The 13,561-nt window shown below is 71.4% G+C and carries 12 protein-coding genes; 1 reads left to right on the top strand and 11 read right to left on the bottom strand.

Annotated features, from left to right (window positions below; translation table 11 throughout):
* Positions 1 to 12: 12 nt before the first annotated feature.
* The 6 genes from J3P32_RS05680 to J3P32_RS05655 form a co-directional block, all read right to left on the bottom strand.
* On the bottom strand, positions 13 to 867 hold the full coding sequence (locus J3P32_RS05680) for an amino acid ABC transporter permease (protein WP_210438850.1): 855 nt from the start codon (positions 865 to 867) through the stop codon (positions 13 to 15).
* Positions 864 to 1,553, bottom strand: coding sequence for an amino acid ABC transporter permease (locus J3P32_RS05675; RefSeq protein ID WP_210438849.1), 690 nt, complete (start codon positions 1,551 to 1,553; stop codon positions 864 to 866). The genes J3P32_RS05680 and J3P32_RS05675 overlap by 4 nt, the downstream gene beginning before the upstream one ends.
* Before the next feature lie 80 nt (positions 1,554 to 1,633).
* Positions 1,634 to 2,524 (bottom strand): glutamate ABC transporter substrate-binding protein, encoded by an 891-nt coding sequence (locus J3P32_RS05670; protein WP_210438848.1) that lies wholly within the window; start codon positions 2,522 to 2,524, stop codon positions 1,634 to 1,636.
* Between the two features lie 48 nt (positions 2,525 to 2,572).
* Positions 2,573 to 3,349: an amino acid ABC transporter ATP-binding protein gene (locus tag J3P32_RS05665; RefSeq protein WP_210438847.1), complete on the bottom strand. Its 777-nt coding sequence runs from the start codon at positions 3,347 to 3,349 to the stop codon at positions 2,573 to 2,575.
* Between the two features lie 100 nt (positions 3,350 to 3,449).
* Positions 3,450 to 3,947 carry a hypothetical protein gene (locus J3P32_RS05660; RefSeq protein WP_210438846.1) on the bottom strand — a complete coding sequence of 166 codons (498 nt, stop codon included), beginning with the start codon at positions 3,945 to 3,947 and terminating at the stop codon, positions 3,450 to 3,452.
* 48 nt (positions 3,948 to 3,995) lie between these two features.
* A complete protein-coding gene (locus J3P32_RS05655) occupies positions 3,996 to 5,237 on the bottom strand; it encodes a glycoside hydrolase family 16 protein (protein WP_210438845.1) in 1,242 nt (413 codons plus the stop codon).
* Positions 5,238 to 5,507: 270 nt separating this feature from the next.
* On the opposite strand from J3P32_RS05655, the gene miaB reads away from it, so the two are divergent.
* On the top strand, positions 5,508 to 7,013 hold the full coding sequence (miaB, locus tag J3P32_RS05650) for a tRNA (N6-isopentenyl adenosine(37)-C2)-methylthiotransferase MiaB (protein ID WP_210438844.1): 1,506 nt from the start codon (positions 5,508 to 5,510) through the stop codon (positions 7,011 to 7,013).
* A gap of 148 nt (positions 7,014 to 7,161) precedes the next feature.
* Here miaB and J3P32_RS05645 read toward each other — a convergent pair whose 3' ends face one another.
* The 5 genes from J3P32_RS05645 to J3P32_RS05625 all read right to left on the bottom strand — a co-directional run bounded on the left by J3P32_RS05645 (position 7,162) and on the right by J3P32_RS05625 (position 13,524).
* Positions 7,162 to 9,453 carry a PQQ-dependent sugar dehydrogenase gene (locus tag J3P32_RS05645; RefSeq protein ID WP_210438843.1) on the bottom strand — a complete coding sequence of 764 codons (2,292 nt, stop codon included), beginning with the start codon at positions 9,451 to 9,453 and terminating at the stop codon, positions 7,162 to 7,164.
* Positions 9,454 to 9,577: 124 nt separating this feature from the next.
* Positions 9,578 to 10,285 carry a hypothetical protein gene (locus J3P32_RS05640; RefSeq protein WP_210438842.1) on the bottom strand — a complete coding sequence of 236 codons (708 nt, stop codon included), beginning with the start codon at positions 10,283 to 10,285 and terminating at the stop codon, positions 9,578 to 9,580.
* A 37-nt stretch (positions 10,286 to 10,322) separates the two neighbouring features.
* Positions 10,323 to 11,228: a sugar phosphate isomerase/epimerase family protein gene (locus J3P32_RS05635; RefSeq protein WP_210438841.1), complete on the bottom strand. Its 906-nt coding sequence runs from the start codon at positions 11,226 to 11,228 to the stop codon at positions 10,323 to 10,325.
* On the bottom strand, positions 11,225 to 12,388 hold the full coding sequence (locus J3P32_RS05630) for a dihydrodipicolinate synthase family protein (RefSeq protein WP_210438840.1): 1,164 nt from the start codon (positions 12,386 to 12,388) through the stop codon (positions 11,225 to 11,227). The genes J3P32_RS05635 and J3P32_RS05630 overlap by 4 nt, the downstream gene beginning before the upstream one ends.
* The gene (locus tag J3P32_RS05625; protein ID WP_210438839.1) at positions 12,385 to 13,524 is read right to left on the bottom strand and encodes a Gfo/Idh/MocA family protein; all 1,140 of its coding nucleotides are present in this window, start codon (positions 13,522 to 13,524) and stop codon (positions 12,385 to 12,387) included. The genes J3P32_RS05630 and J3P32_RS05625 overlap by 4 nt, the downstream gene beginning before the upstream one ends.
* Positions 13,525 to 13,561: the final 37 nt, after the last annotated feature.

Below are 13,561 nucleotides of genomic sequence, written 5' to 3'. Positions count from 1 at the left end.
CGCTGCTCCCGATCACACGTTGCGGCCGCCGTCGAGGTTCCCGACCGGGGTCAGCTCGAGCGGGTTCTTCTCGCCCACCAGGCGCTTCTGCACCATCGTGGCCACCCAGGTCAGGACGAGGTTGACCGCGACGTAGATGGCCGTGATGACGATCGCCGTCGGCACCTGGTTGGAGAACTCGAGGTAGATCGGCTTCGCCACGGCCGTCAGGCCGGGAGCGATGATGTAGTAGCCGAGGCTGGTGTCCTTGAGGGCGACGACCATCTGGCTGATGATCGCGGGCAGCATGATCTTGACGGCCTGCGGAAGCAGGACCGAGGTCATCACCTGCGACTTGCGCATGCCGATGGCGTACGCCGCCTCGGACTGGCCCTGCGGCACGGCGTTGATGCCGGCCCTGAACACCTCGGCGAGCACCGAGCCGTTGTAGAGCGTCAGGGCGATGACCACGCACCAGAACGACGTCAGCGGCCCGCCGCCGATGGCCAGCAGGAAGAACGTGAACACCATCAGCAGCAGGACCGGCACGGCCCGGAAGAACTCCACCACCAGCCAGGCCGGCCACCGCACCCACCCGCGGTCCGACAGCTTGGCCACGCCGAAGACCAGTCCGAAGACCACGGCGAAGATGACCGAGAAGAACGCCATCTTGAGCGTCTCGAGCAGGCCGTCGACGAGGATGAACTCGAGGTAGGCCGGCGTGACGAACGGCTCCCACAGCTCGTACTCGAGCTGTCCTGCGTCGTAGAGCTTCCACACCGCGAAGGCGACCAGGGCGAGCAGCGCCACGACGCTGACGACGGAGTAGACCCGGTGCCGGGCGACGGTCTTGGGCCCGGGGGCGTCGAAGAGGACCGATGCACTCATCGCGCCACCTTGACCTTCCGCTCGACGAGGTAGGACGACAGCGAGATCACCTCGACGACGACGACGTACCCGATCGCGAACGCGAGGAAGATGCCGATCCGCTGGTCGGCGTTGTCGTTGGTGAAGGAGCGCATCGTGGCGGTCGCCTCGGCGATGCCGAAGGCGGCCGCCACCGAGGTGTTCTTGGCCAGCGCGATCAGCACGCTGGTCAGCGGCGGGATCACGGCCCGTGCCGCCTGGGGAAGGACCACGAGGTTCATCGACTGGGCGAAGGTGAGCCCGATCGCGCGACCGGCCTCGGCCTGGCCCAGGGGGACGGCGTTGACGCCCGAACGCATCGCCTCGCACACGAACGCCGAGGTGTAGAGCGTGAGCGCCAGGCAGGCGCGGAAGAAGAAGGCGGAGACGTTGTAGCCGGCGATCTCCACGCCCTCGACGAACTTGAAGTTGTAGCCCAGCACCGGCATCGCGATGAAGATGAAGATGAAGATCATCAGCAGCGGCGTGTTGCGGAAGAGCGTGACGTAGACCGCCGCGGCCTTGTTGAGGATCGACACGGGGCCGACGCGCATGACGGCCAGGAGAGTTCCCAGCACCAGCGAGGCGATGCCGGAGACGACGAACAGGCCGATGGTCAGGCCGAACGCCATCAGGTACTCGCCGGAGTTCGAGAACACCGCGTCCATGGGCGGCGGGCTCCTCTCTGCGGGACGCCGGCGGGCACGAGGCCCGCCGGCGTCCGATCAGGTGGTGAGGTCGTCGACCGTCAGGCGGCCGGGCACTCGTCCATCGCGGGCGGCTCGGGCGTCTCGACACCCGACTGGCCGAGGGTCGCCTCGAACGCGGTGGCCCAGTCGCCGTTGTCCTGGGCCTCCGTCAGCGTGTCCACGATCCACTGGCACATCTCGGGCTTGTCGAGGCTGTAGCCCACGCCGTAGCGCTCCTCGGAGAAGGGCTCCACGACGACCTTGAGCTCGTCGGGGTTCTCCGCGGCGTAGCCGAGCAGGATCGCGCCGTCGGTCGTCATGGCGTCGACGGTGCCGCTGAGGACCTGGTCGACGCACTCGGAGTAGGTGTCGAAGCCGCGGGGCTTGGCGCCCTCGGCCTTGATGTTCTCCAGCGACGTCGAGCCGGTCACCGAGCAGACCTCGGTGCCCGCGACGTCCTCGAGGGTCTCGATCTCGCTGTCGGCGCGCACCAGCAGCTGCTGGCCGGTGACGTAGTACGGGCCGGCCTGGCCGACGATCTGGCGGCGCTCGTCGGTGATGGAGTACGACGCGATGACGAGGTCGACCTCACCCTCCTGCAGGAAGGGCTCCCGGTTGTCGGAGATGGTCTCCTTCCAGGTGATGTCCTCCGGGGCGATGCCCAGGGACCCGGCGAGGATCTTGCCGATCTCGGGGTCGAAGCCGACCGGCATGTCGTCGGTGGCGCCCTTGAAGCCGATGCCGGGCTGGTCGTACTTCACGCCGATGGTGATCTTGCCGGACTCGGCGAACTCCTTCATCGCCGTGCCGTCCTCGAACTCGTCGGCCGCGGTCTCGGCGACGTCGACGTCGGTGGCCTCGCCGCCGTCCTCGCCGGCGTCGCCGCAGGCGGCCAGCGAGAGCGCCAGCCCGACCGTCGCCACGACGGCCTTCGTACGGATGAATCGCATCTGCTTCTCCCTTGTCTGTGGTGCGGGAACTCGTGGGTCGCGGAACTCTCAGTGCTTGAGGATCTTGCCGAGGAAGTCCTTGGCGCGGTCCGAGCGCGGGTTGGTGAAGAACTCCTCGGGGGTGTTCTCCTCGACGATCGCGCCGTCGGCCATGAAGACGACGCGGTGCGCGGCCGTGCGGGCGAAGCCCATCTCGTGGGTGACGACGATCATCGTCATGCCCTGCTCGGCGAGGTCGACCATGACGTCGAGGACCTCCTTGATCATCTCCGGGTCGAGCGCGGAGGTCGGCTCGTCGAAGAGCATCACCTTCGGCTCCATGGCCAGCGCGCGGGCGATGGCCACGCGCTGCTGCTGCCCGCCGGAGAGCTGGGCGGGGTACTTCTCGGCCTGGTGGCCGACGCCGACGCGGTCGAGGAGCTCACGCGCCCTCTTCTCCGCCTCGGACCGGCCCGTCCCGCGGACCTTGATCGGGCCCAGGGTGACGTTCTCGAGGATCGTCTTGTGGGCGAAGAGGTTGAAGCTCTGGAAGACCATGCCGACCTCGGCGCGCAGCGCCGCGAGCGCCTTGCCCTCCTGGGGCAGGGCCTTGCCGTCGAGGGTGATCGTGCCCTCGTCGATGGTCTCGAGGCGGTTGATCGTGCGGCAGAGCGTGGACTTGCCGGAGCCGGAGGGGCCGATCACCACGACGACCTCGCCCCGCTTGACGGTGAGATCGATGTCCTTGAGGGCGTGGAGCTGCCCGAAGTGCTTCTGGACGCCGCTCAGCACGACGAGGGGCTCGCCCCGGCCGGCGCTGACGGTGGCCGTTCCCTGCGCGGTCATAGGCGCAACCTATCGGCAGGTGACCGGTGCGGGCCATCGGCGCCGGGCCTCGTCGGGCCACCGTCACCGTTTCGTGACCCGCCGGCCGGCACCCGCCACCTCAGAGGACGTGCACCACTCCTGCCTCGGGGTCCCACCGCCGCAGGGTGGTGAGGCGGAGGACGACGTCCTCGTGCCCGAGCACCTCGAGTGCTCGCGACACGTCGGCGCGCGGGATGCGCCGCGCGAGGGTGACGTGCGGCAGCCACCCCGAGTGCTGGACGTCGGCGACGCCGACGCGCAGGTCGAGGACCGCAAGCACGAGCGCGTCGGGGACGTCGACGATGCGCACGAGCGACACCCGGTTGCCGCCGAGCAGGGCGACACCGGCGGCGCGCACCTCGACCGGCAGCAGCGGGGAGAGCAGCCGCACGGCACGCCGGTCCTCGGCGGGCCCGAGGGCAGGCGCGGCGGCGACCGTCACGTGGGGACTGTTGGTGGCGCCGCGGTGGTCGAGCTGGGACGGCAGCCCCGCGTCGTGCAGCGCCTGCCAGTCCCGGCGTACGACCTCGCAGCCGGACGCGTCCGGCAGCAGCTCGAGCGCGTGCATGCGGGGCATGCGGCGAGCCTAGGCGTGGGGTGCTCCGGTCGCGCGCCCGAGCCGGGGTCAGGAGGTCCTGCGGCCCTGGGTGACCCGGGAGGTCTGGCGCGACGTCGCGTCGAAGACCCGCACCCAGTCGACCTGGGCGGTGTCGCCGAGCTCGTCGGGGGAGAGGTCGTCGAGCTCGTAGTCGGAGGTGAGGTTGGACAGCACGAGGTACTGCGGGACCTGCGAGACGGCCTTCGTCTCCCGGTAGTACTCGCGGCCGTCGATGCGGAAGACGTACTCGCGGGGGGTCCACTCGACCGAGAAGACGTGGAACTCCTGCCACCACGAGCGGCCGTCGAGCGAGCGGCGCGCGGCCGGGAACAGGTCGCCCAGGCTCACCTTGTCCCAGCCCGCCTCGTAGTAGTGCACGTGCGAGCCGATGGTCTCGTTGCCGCGGCCGTTCTCGCCGAAGAACTCCATGACGTCGATCTCGGTGCCGCCGGCCGGCACGCCGTCGACGTACGTCGTGCCCTGCGGCAGCAGCCAGAAGCCGGAGTGCATCCCCTTGGCTCGCTGCGGCTTGATCCGGGCGGCGACGATGCCGTGGCGGAAGGCGCGGGTGTGCTCCGTGGCCACCTGGCTGTTGAGCAGGTACGGGCTGGTGCCGCTCGTGCCCCGGCTGGTGTAGCTGCACGGGCTGCCGAGGCGCTGCGGGTCCGCGGCGACGCCGAGGTGCAGCACGCCGCCCTCGACGCGACGGGCGGCCGCGTCCACCCGGGCGCACGTGCGCGGGGCGTAGACGCTCTCGTGCTCGCGGCGCTGGTCGTTCCACACCGACGCGTCGAGGGACGAGCCGGAGAAGGTGTCCTCGAACTGGGGCGTCCAGGCCGAGGTCGTGACCGCGCGGGTCGTCCAGGTGTGGCCGGCGCGGACGGCGCGGGCGCGGTAGGTGCCGGCGCCGGGGGAGAACGCAGCGGAGCCCCAGGCGTCCTCGGTCGTGGTTGCGACGGCCCGCCAGCCGCGCCCGGTCCTCCTCTCCAGCACGACCCGCCGGCCGGGGGCCGCTGGGGCGAAGGTCGCCAGCAGGCTGCCGGTCGAGCTCGGTGCCTGGGGCGTGGTCCCCGGCGCGACGATCGGGGGCAGCGAGGCGAGGGTGGCGGTGACCGCGGTGCGAGCGCCGCGCTCGCGGCCCGCGGGACCGTCCGCGGCGTGGCCCTGGGGCACACCGCTGAACAACAGGACGGTAACAACCGCCACGAGCAGCGCGATGCGGTTCCCCGCCTGTCCCGCCCGGCCATCAACCACGCTGTCGAGCTGCACGGTCCGTCCTCCTCGTGGATGGTCCCAGGGGACCCGCCGCGGATTCCGCGGCACTCGACGTTACCCATTTGTGGATGTCTGAGGAGATCTTGAGTTGTTCGAGGCGCAGCCGTGGGACTTGTGAGGAACAACCACCTCAACGAGTTACCCGGATGGCCCGATCGGGCCAGGCGAGTGTCCGTCCGACAGCCCCACGTGCGGCGGCTGCCCGTGAGCGCCGACGACGTGCGATTCGGGCGACCCCGCGGACCGCCGTACCCTTGACCGGTCATGAACACTGCCGTCGAGACCCCTGCGCGCACCTACGAGGTCAGGACCCACGGGTGCCAGATGAACGTCCACGACTCCGAGCGGCTGAGCGGCCTGCTCGAGGACGCGGGCTATGTCCGGGCCGCCGACGACGCGCAGGCCGACGTCGTCGTCTTCAACACCTGCGCGGTGCGGGAGAACGCCGACAACAAGCTCTACGGCAACCTCGGCCACCTCGCCCCGGTCAAGGCGCAGAAGCCGGGCATGCAGATCGCTGTCGGCGGGTGCCTGGCGCAGAAGGACCGGGAGACGATCACCCGGCGCGCGCCGTGGGTCGACGTCGTCTTCGGCACCCACAACATCGGCTCGCTGCCGGTCCTGCTCGAGCGGGCACGCGTCCAGGAGGAGGCGCAGGTCGAGATCCTCGAGTCGCTGTCGGTCTTCCCCTCCACGCTGCCGACCAAGCGGGAGTCGGCGTACGCCGCCTGGGTGTCGATCTCGGTCGGGTGCAACAACACCTGCACGTTCTGCATCGTCCCCTCGCTGCGCGGCAAGGAGAAGGACCGCCGGCCCGGTGAGGTGCTCGCCGAGGTCGAGGCGCTCGTCGCCGAGGGCGTCACGGAGGTGACCCTGCTCGGCCAGAACGTCAACGCCTACGGCGTCGAGTTCGGCGACCGCCAGGCGTTCTCGAAGCTGCTGCGCGCCTGCGGAGACATCGAGGGCCTCGAGCGGGTGCGCTTCACCTCGCCGCACCCGGCCGAGTTCACCGACGACGTCATCGAGGCGATGGCCCAGACGCCCAACGTGATGCCGTCGCTGCACATGCCGCTGCAGTCGGGATCGGACTCGGTGCTGCGCGCGATGCGCCGGTCCTACCGCCGGTCGAAGTACCTCGGCATCATCGAGCGGGTCCGTGCCGCCATCCCGGACGCCGCGATCACCACCGACATCATCGTCGGCTTCCCCGGTGAGACCGAGGAGGACTTCCAGGCCACGCTCGACGTGGTCCGGGCCGCCCGGTTCTCGGCCGCGTTCACCTTCCAGTACTCCAAGCGCCCCGGCACCCCGGCGGCCGCGCTGGAGGACCAGGTCGACCCGGCGGTCGTGAAGGACCGCTACCAGCGACTCGTCGAGGTCGTCGAGGAGATCTCCTGGGCGGAGAACAAGGCCCTCGTGGGTCGCACCGTCGAGCTGATGGTCGCCGAGGGCGAGGGCCGCAAGGACGTCGCGACCAAGCGGCTGTCCGGCCGCGCCCGCGACAACCGGCTGGTCCACTTCGCCGCCGACTTCTCCGGCGTCGACGCCGACTCGGTGCGCCCCGGCGACATGGTGACCGTCGACATCACCTACGCCGCCCCGCACCACCTCGTCGCCGACGGCGCGATCAGGTCCGTGCGCCGCACGCGCGCCGGCGACGCGTGGGAGCGGCGTACGTCGGCGCCCGCCTCGCCGTCCGCCTCGGTGGGGCTCGGGATGCCCTCGATCGGGGTGCCTGCGCCGCTCCCGCCGGCGCCGGTCTGCGGCTGAGGCCGGACTCTGGACGACGACGCGGAGGATCCGGGTCACCAGGTGACCCGGATCCTCCACGTCGTCCGCCGGCACGACGAAGGGCCCGGCCGCCTCTCGGCGACCGGGCCCCTGCCCAGTGGGTGATCAGTGCGTGATCAGTGCGTGATCAGCGCAGGTACCGGCGGTACTGCCGCGCCACCTCGGACGCGGACGCCACGTCGTCGAGGAACACCAGGTCGTCCATGCGGCAGTTGCACGGGTTGCGCTCGGTGCCGTTCTGCGGGAACGAGCCACCGATCTTGATGCCGCGGGGGTTGGTCGCCGACGTCCCGGTGCCGTCGACCTTCCACGGGTCGTTGGTGGCGGTGTAGAAGCCGTCCACCGCCTTGCCGTTGCGGTAGAGCGCCATCGAGCCGTCGTCGAAGTCGAACGTCGCCGCCAGGTGCACCCACTCGCCCTGCGGGAGCAGCTCCTGCCACGGCTGCGAGGCGGCGTACGTCCACGAGCTGCCGTTGTCGAGGCGCCGGCCCAGGGCGACGAGCTTGAGCTCGCCGTTGACCTGGATCAGCTCGAGGAGGGCTCGGACGCCGTGCCCGTCGGAGTTGCCGGCGAGCACGCCGGCGAGGCCGATCGCGTTGTAGCCGGGCGTCGGGTTCTGGCCGGTCATCTTGAACCAGCCCATCACGGTCGTGCCGTCGGCGTTGCTGAACCGCGACAGCGAGGCGACGCCGTCGGCGTCGGACTCGTAGACGCCGGCCTTCCAGGCGGTGCCGGTCGGCGACTCGGCGGCGCTGTGCACCTGCAGGGCGTTGTTGGAGCCGGGGTAGGCGCCGTCGTCGACGCGCATCCGGTCGCCGCCGTTGACCAGCCGGATGAGGGTGCGGCTGGGCCCCTGGTCGACCTCATAGGAGTCGTTCGCGGCGAAGGGGTGCTCGAAGTCGTACGCCGCCACGACGTCGTCCGCCAGGGCGGGCTCGATGTCCTTCTCGACCGGGGCCCGCACGGTGTCGCTGACCTTCCAGATCATGCCGTTGGCCTTGGCGAGCAGGTAGAGGTTGCGCTCGGAGTCGGTGCCGAAGCGGAGGTCGACCCGGCCGTCGCCGACGAAGTCCGACATCCGCATGCGGGTGCCCGAGGCGTCGTAGAGCTGCAGCTCGTGGACCTCGGCCTCGCGCTCGGAGTCGTCGCGCATGTGCGCCGCCGTGGCGTAGTAGACCTCGCCCTTCACGAGGTCGCCGAAGACGTACTTGCCCTTGAGGCCGGGCAGGTGGCCCCGGTGGACGTGGCCGCCGGAGATGGCGTGGCCGGAGTCGGCGTTGCAGCTCCAGTTCGCCGGGGTCTCGTGGGCGTAGGACGCGACCGGGAAGTCGTAGCCCTTGGCGGCCTGCTCCGCGGTCATCGGGTCGAGGCGGCACTGGGTGTCGTTCTGGTAGTCCAGGCGCGACTCGACGTCGGGCCACCCGAAGTCGTCGCCGGCGTCGACCTCGTAGACGGCCTCGATGGCCCGCTGGCCGATGTGGCCGAGGAACATGTCGTGCTTGCCCGCCACGTCCCAGCTGAACCGGTGCGGGTCGCGCATGCCGATGGCCCAGATCTCGCCGAGCGCGCCCGGCTCACCGACCCACGGGTTGCTGTCGGGGATGCCGTAGCGACCGTTGGGGGCGTCCGTCCCGGCCGGGTCGATCCGGAGGATCTTGCCGGAGGGGTCGGCCAGCTGCTGCGGGAGGTCGGTCTCCACGCCGTAGCCGCCGTCGCCGACGGCGAGGTAGAGCAGGCCGTAGTCGTCGTCGCCCGGCTTCGCCGTGGGGTTGAAGTCGATCTGCTGGATGGCGTGGATCTGGCTGGCGAAGCGGTAGCGGAACAGCTCGCGGCTGCTGCCGCTGAAGGTGTCGGCCGACGGGTCGTCGGCGGTCCACTCGGTGACGACGCTCTGGACGCCGCCGGAGCGTAGCGGCTGGCCCGGGTAGGTCTGCGCGCCCGGAGCCGTCGGGTTCTCGGTGTGGGTGGTGTAGAACTTCCCGTTGTCCTCGAACTCGGGGTGGAAGGCCACGAAGCCGAAGCCCGAGCCGAGGCCGCGCCAGGCCAGGAACTCCGGGAACCGCGCCTTCACGTCGAGGTAGACCGACGGCTCGCGGTCCTCGAGGAAGTACAGGTTGCCGTTGAGGTCCGGGACGTAGAGCCGGCCCGAGCCGTCGGGCAGCTCGCCGATGTGGTTGATCCGGTTGTGCCGGGTGCCGATGCGGACGTCGGTCCACGGGCCGTTGGGGGTCGACGCCGGCAGCTGCGCGTACTCCTCGAGCACGAGCCCGAGCGTGGAGGGGGAGGGGTCGGGCGGGATCGGAGGTGCTACCGACCCCGATCCGGCCCCGCCGGCCGTGGCTGGGAGCGCGACGGGGGAGAGGGCTGCGGCCGCCACTGACGTGGAGACGGCGGCGACCCACCAGCGTGTCTTTCGCATGGGGTGTCCCTACTGTTGAAGTGGTTGGAGACAACTGCTGCCGCGGTCTTCCTTGGCCGGGGCCCGTGGCAGCCTCCGTCGGTCCCCCGGCGCGGCCGGGGGGCCGACGGGGATCAGGGGGAGGTCACGACGTCGTGCCCTCGACGGGGGTGCCGGTCGCGCGGAAGTGGCGGGTGCGGCCGAAGTTGTCGAAGGAGCCGAATCCCACGCGGCCCCCGCTGAACGTCGTGTCGGTGGCCGTCATGAGCGGCTCGGCCGCGTCGTCGACGTACACCGCGATCTCGCCGGAGCCGGCGTCGTAGTCGACGCGCACGTCGTGCCAGTCGGCGTCGGTGACGGCGGGCGGTGCGCCCACCGACCCGGTCCACTGGTCGTCGATGCGGCGCCGGTCGGCGTTGTCGACGACGAAGATGCCGTTGTGGGGGTAGATGGTGTTGTCCTGCGAGAAGTGCGCGTAGTAGAAGCGCCTGGGGCCCTGGTAGTTCCAGATGACGACGACGTCGCGGTTGCTGACGGCGACGGACTCGTCGAGCCGGACCTCGGCCTCGACGCTGACGTCGGAGAGCCGCGGCCCCTTCGTCACGACGGCGTACTCGAACGGCCTCCGCACGCCGTCGTTCGGGTTGGTCCCGGGGCGGGTGAGGACCACCTGGTTGCCCTCGAAGGACCACAGGTCGTCGGTGAGGGGGTCCCAGTGCTGCGGTGTCGCCGGGGCGACCACCCGCGTGGTGCGGACGTCGTCCGGTGCGGACGCGGCGGGCGCTGCGACGGCGGCGGGCCCGGCCAGGGCCGCGCTCGCGACCAGGGCGGTGGTGATCCTTCTGCGGTGCATGGTCCACGTGCCTTTCGGGGGTTGGAGGGTGGGGTGTCTACAGGTGCGGCTCCACGAGCTCGACGTAGCGCCGCGCGAGCGTGTCCACGACGTCGCGGCCGTCGGCGGCCCACACGTCGGCGTTGAAGATCTCCACCTCGACGTCGCCGGTGTAGCCGGCGGCTGCGACGAGGGAGGTCAGGCGGGCGAAGTCGATGTGCCCGTCGCCCATCATCCCGCGCGAGAGCAGCGCGTCGGGCGGCAGCGGGGTGATCCACTCGCACACCTGGTACGACGCGATGCGCGCGCCCGCGCGGGCGATCTGCTCCTCGACCCCGGGCTCCCACCACACGTGGAAGGTGTCGACGACGACGCCGACCGCCTCGGCGGGCAGCGGCTCGGCGATGTCGAGGGCCTGGGCGAGGGTGGAGACGACGCCGCGGTCGGCGGCGAAGATCGGGTGCATCGGCTCGATCGCGAGCCGCACCCCGACCTCGAGCGCGTGCGGCACGAGGGCCTCGATGGCCTCGGCGGCACGGGCCCGCGCCGCGGGCAGGTCTCGGTCGCCGGCCGGGAGGCCGCCGGGGACGAGCACCAGGCAGGGGGCGCCCAGGGCCGCCGCCTCGTCGAGGGCCCGCCGGTTGTCGTCGTGGCGCTCGGCCCGGGAGAGGTCGCCGGCGCCGGTGAAGAACCCGCCGCGGCACACCGACGAGACGCGGAGGCCGGCGTCGGACACCCACCGAGCCGCGGTCGCGAGACCGACCTCGGCGACCGGCTCGCGCCAGGCGCCGATGGCCGGCAGCCCGGCGGCGACGCAGCCGTCGATCACCTCGCGCAGGCCCCACCCGTCCACCGTCTTCTGGTTGAGCGAGAGGCGCGCGAGCCGGGGGTCGCCGGGCGCCGGCGTCTCGACCCGCGCCGGTGCGCCGGAGGGGACGTCGAGGGCCACGTCGACGGTGGTCATCGGGCGAGTCCCGCTCCGTCGAGCCACACGCGCATCCGGTGCGCGGCGACCTCGGGGTCGGGGAGCAGCCGTGCCTCGTCGGCGAGCGCGAAGAGCCGGCCGAGGTGCACCGCGCTGCGCGCCGACTGCAGGCCGCCGACCATGGTGAAGCCCGGCTGGTGGCCGCACAGCCACGACAGGAACGCGATGCCGGTCTTGTAGTGGTAGGTCGGGGCCTCGAAGACGTGCCGCGAGAGCGGCAGCGTCGGCGCCATCTCGGCGTCGTAGGCGTCGAGGTCGCCCTCGTCGAGCGCGGTGAGCGCGGCGGAGGCGGCCGGGGCGACGGCCGCGAACGCGCCGAGCAGGGCGTCGGAGTGGTGCGTGCCGTCGCCGCGGATCAGCTCGGGGTAGTTGAAGTCGTCGCCGGTGTAGAGGCGCACGCCCTCGGGCAGGGCGGCGCGCAGCCCGGTCTCGTGCTCGGCGGAGAGCAGGGAGACCTTGACCCCGTCGACCTTGTCGGCGTGCTCCCGCACCAGGTCGAGGAAGGTCGCCGTGGCGGCGTCGACGTCGCTCGAGCCCCAGTAGCCGCGCAGCTGCGGGTCGAACGCCTCGCCGAGCCAGTGCAGGATGACCGGCTCGCGCACCTGCTCGAGCAGCCGGGCGTAGACCGCCAGGTAGTCGTCGGGTCCGGCGGCGACGGCGGCCAGCTGGCGCGAGGCCATGAGGATCACCTGCGAGCCGGTGGACTCCACGAAGGCGACCTGCTCCTCGTAGGCGGCCCGGACCTCCTCGAGGGTGGCCGCGGCGGGAGCGTGGTCGGTGCCGGCGCCCGACGCGATGCGGGCGTCGTACTCCTGCGCCTGCTGCGCGCTGCGCCGGACGAGCTCCTGCACGGCCGGCCAGTCGAGCCCCATGTTGCGCTGCGCGGTGTCCATCGCCTCCGCGACGCCGAAGCCGTAGCGGAACAGCTCGCGGCGGAAGGCCAGCGTCGACTCCCAGTCGACCACGGCGGGGGCGCCGGGGACGTTCTCGCCGCGCGGGTCGGCCACGACGTGGGCGGCGGCGAAGGCGACCCGCTGCTCGTAGGGGCTCGGGTGGTCCTTCCACTGGCGCGGCTCGTGGAGGGTGACCGTCTCCCACCCGCCGTCGGCGAGGGGCACGTCCACCGAGGTCGGGCTCATCGCAGGGTCACCCGCCGGCCCTCGCGCGACGACGTGAGACCGGCGTCGACCAGCTCGAGGCCACGCACGCCGGCGGCGAAGTCGTAGCGGTGGGGGCGGCCGTGGTGGACGTCGAGCAGGTACTGCTCCCACTGGGCGCGGAAGCCGTTGCCGAACTGCTGGTTGTCGGGGATCTCGCGCCACTGGCCGCGGAAGTCCTCGGTGGTCGGCAGGTCGGGGTTCCAGACCGGCATCGGCGTGGCCTCGCGAGGCTGGATGCGGCAGTTGAACAGCCCGGCGACCGCCGAGCCGTGGGTGCCGTCGACCTGGAACTCGACGAGCTCCTTGCGCTCGACGCGCACCGCCCAGGAGGAGTTGACCTGGGCGATGACGCCGCCGGCCAGCTCGAAGATGGCGTACGCCGCGTCGTCGGCGGTGGCGTCGTAGCGCTCGCCGTTCTCGTCCCAGCGCTCCGGGATGTGGGTGACCGCCTTGGCGGTGACCGCCTCGACGGCGCCGAAGAGGTTCTCCAGGACGTAGTTCCAGTGGCAGAACATGTCGAGGACCATCCCGCCGCCGTCCTCGGCGCGGTAGTTCCAGCTCGGGCGCTGCGCGGGCAGGTAGTCGCCCTCGAAGACCCAGTAGCCGAACTCGCCGCGCACCGAGAGGATCCGCCCGAAGAAGCCGGAGTCCACCAGCCGCTTGAGCTTCATCAGCCCCGGCAGGTAGAGCTTGTCGTGCACGACGCCGTTGATGATGCCGCTCTTCTCCGCCGCGTCGACCAGCTCCTGGCCCTCGGCGACGGTCTCGGCGATCGGCTTCTCGGTGTAGACGTGCTTGCCCGCGGCGGCGGCCTTGAGGATCGCCTTCTTGCGCTCGCTGGTGACCTGGGCGTCGAAGTAGACCGGCGCCGGGTCCTCGGCGAGGACGGTGTCGAGGTCGGTGGACCAGTCGGCGATGCCGTGCTGGTCGGCGAGCCGGGCCAGCTTGTCGGCGTTGCGGCCGAGGAGCACCGGCTCCACCTGCAGGCGGGTGCCGTCGGGAAGCGGGATCCCGCCGTCGTCACGGATGGCCAGGATGGAGCGCAGCAGGTGCTGGCGGTAGCCCATTCGGCCGGTGACGCCGTTCATCAGGATGCGGGTGGTGGAGTCGGGCATGGTGGGTCCTCACGATCGAGGTCGTCGGGTGGGCGTA

It is taken from the genome of Nocardioides xinjiangensis (assembly GCF_017916385.1).
In the GTDB taxonomy this organism is placed as follows: Bacteria; Actinomycetota; Actinomycetes; order Propionibacteriales; family Nocardioidaceae; genus Nocardioides; species Nocardioides xinjiangensis.
The sequence above is the reverse complement of the archived record's forward strand: the minus strand, read 5'-3'. Positions and strand labels throughout refer to the sequence as shown.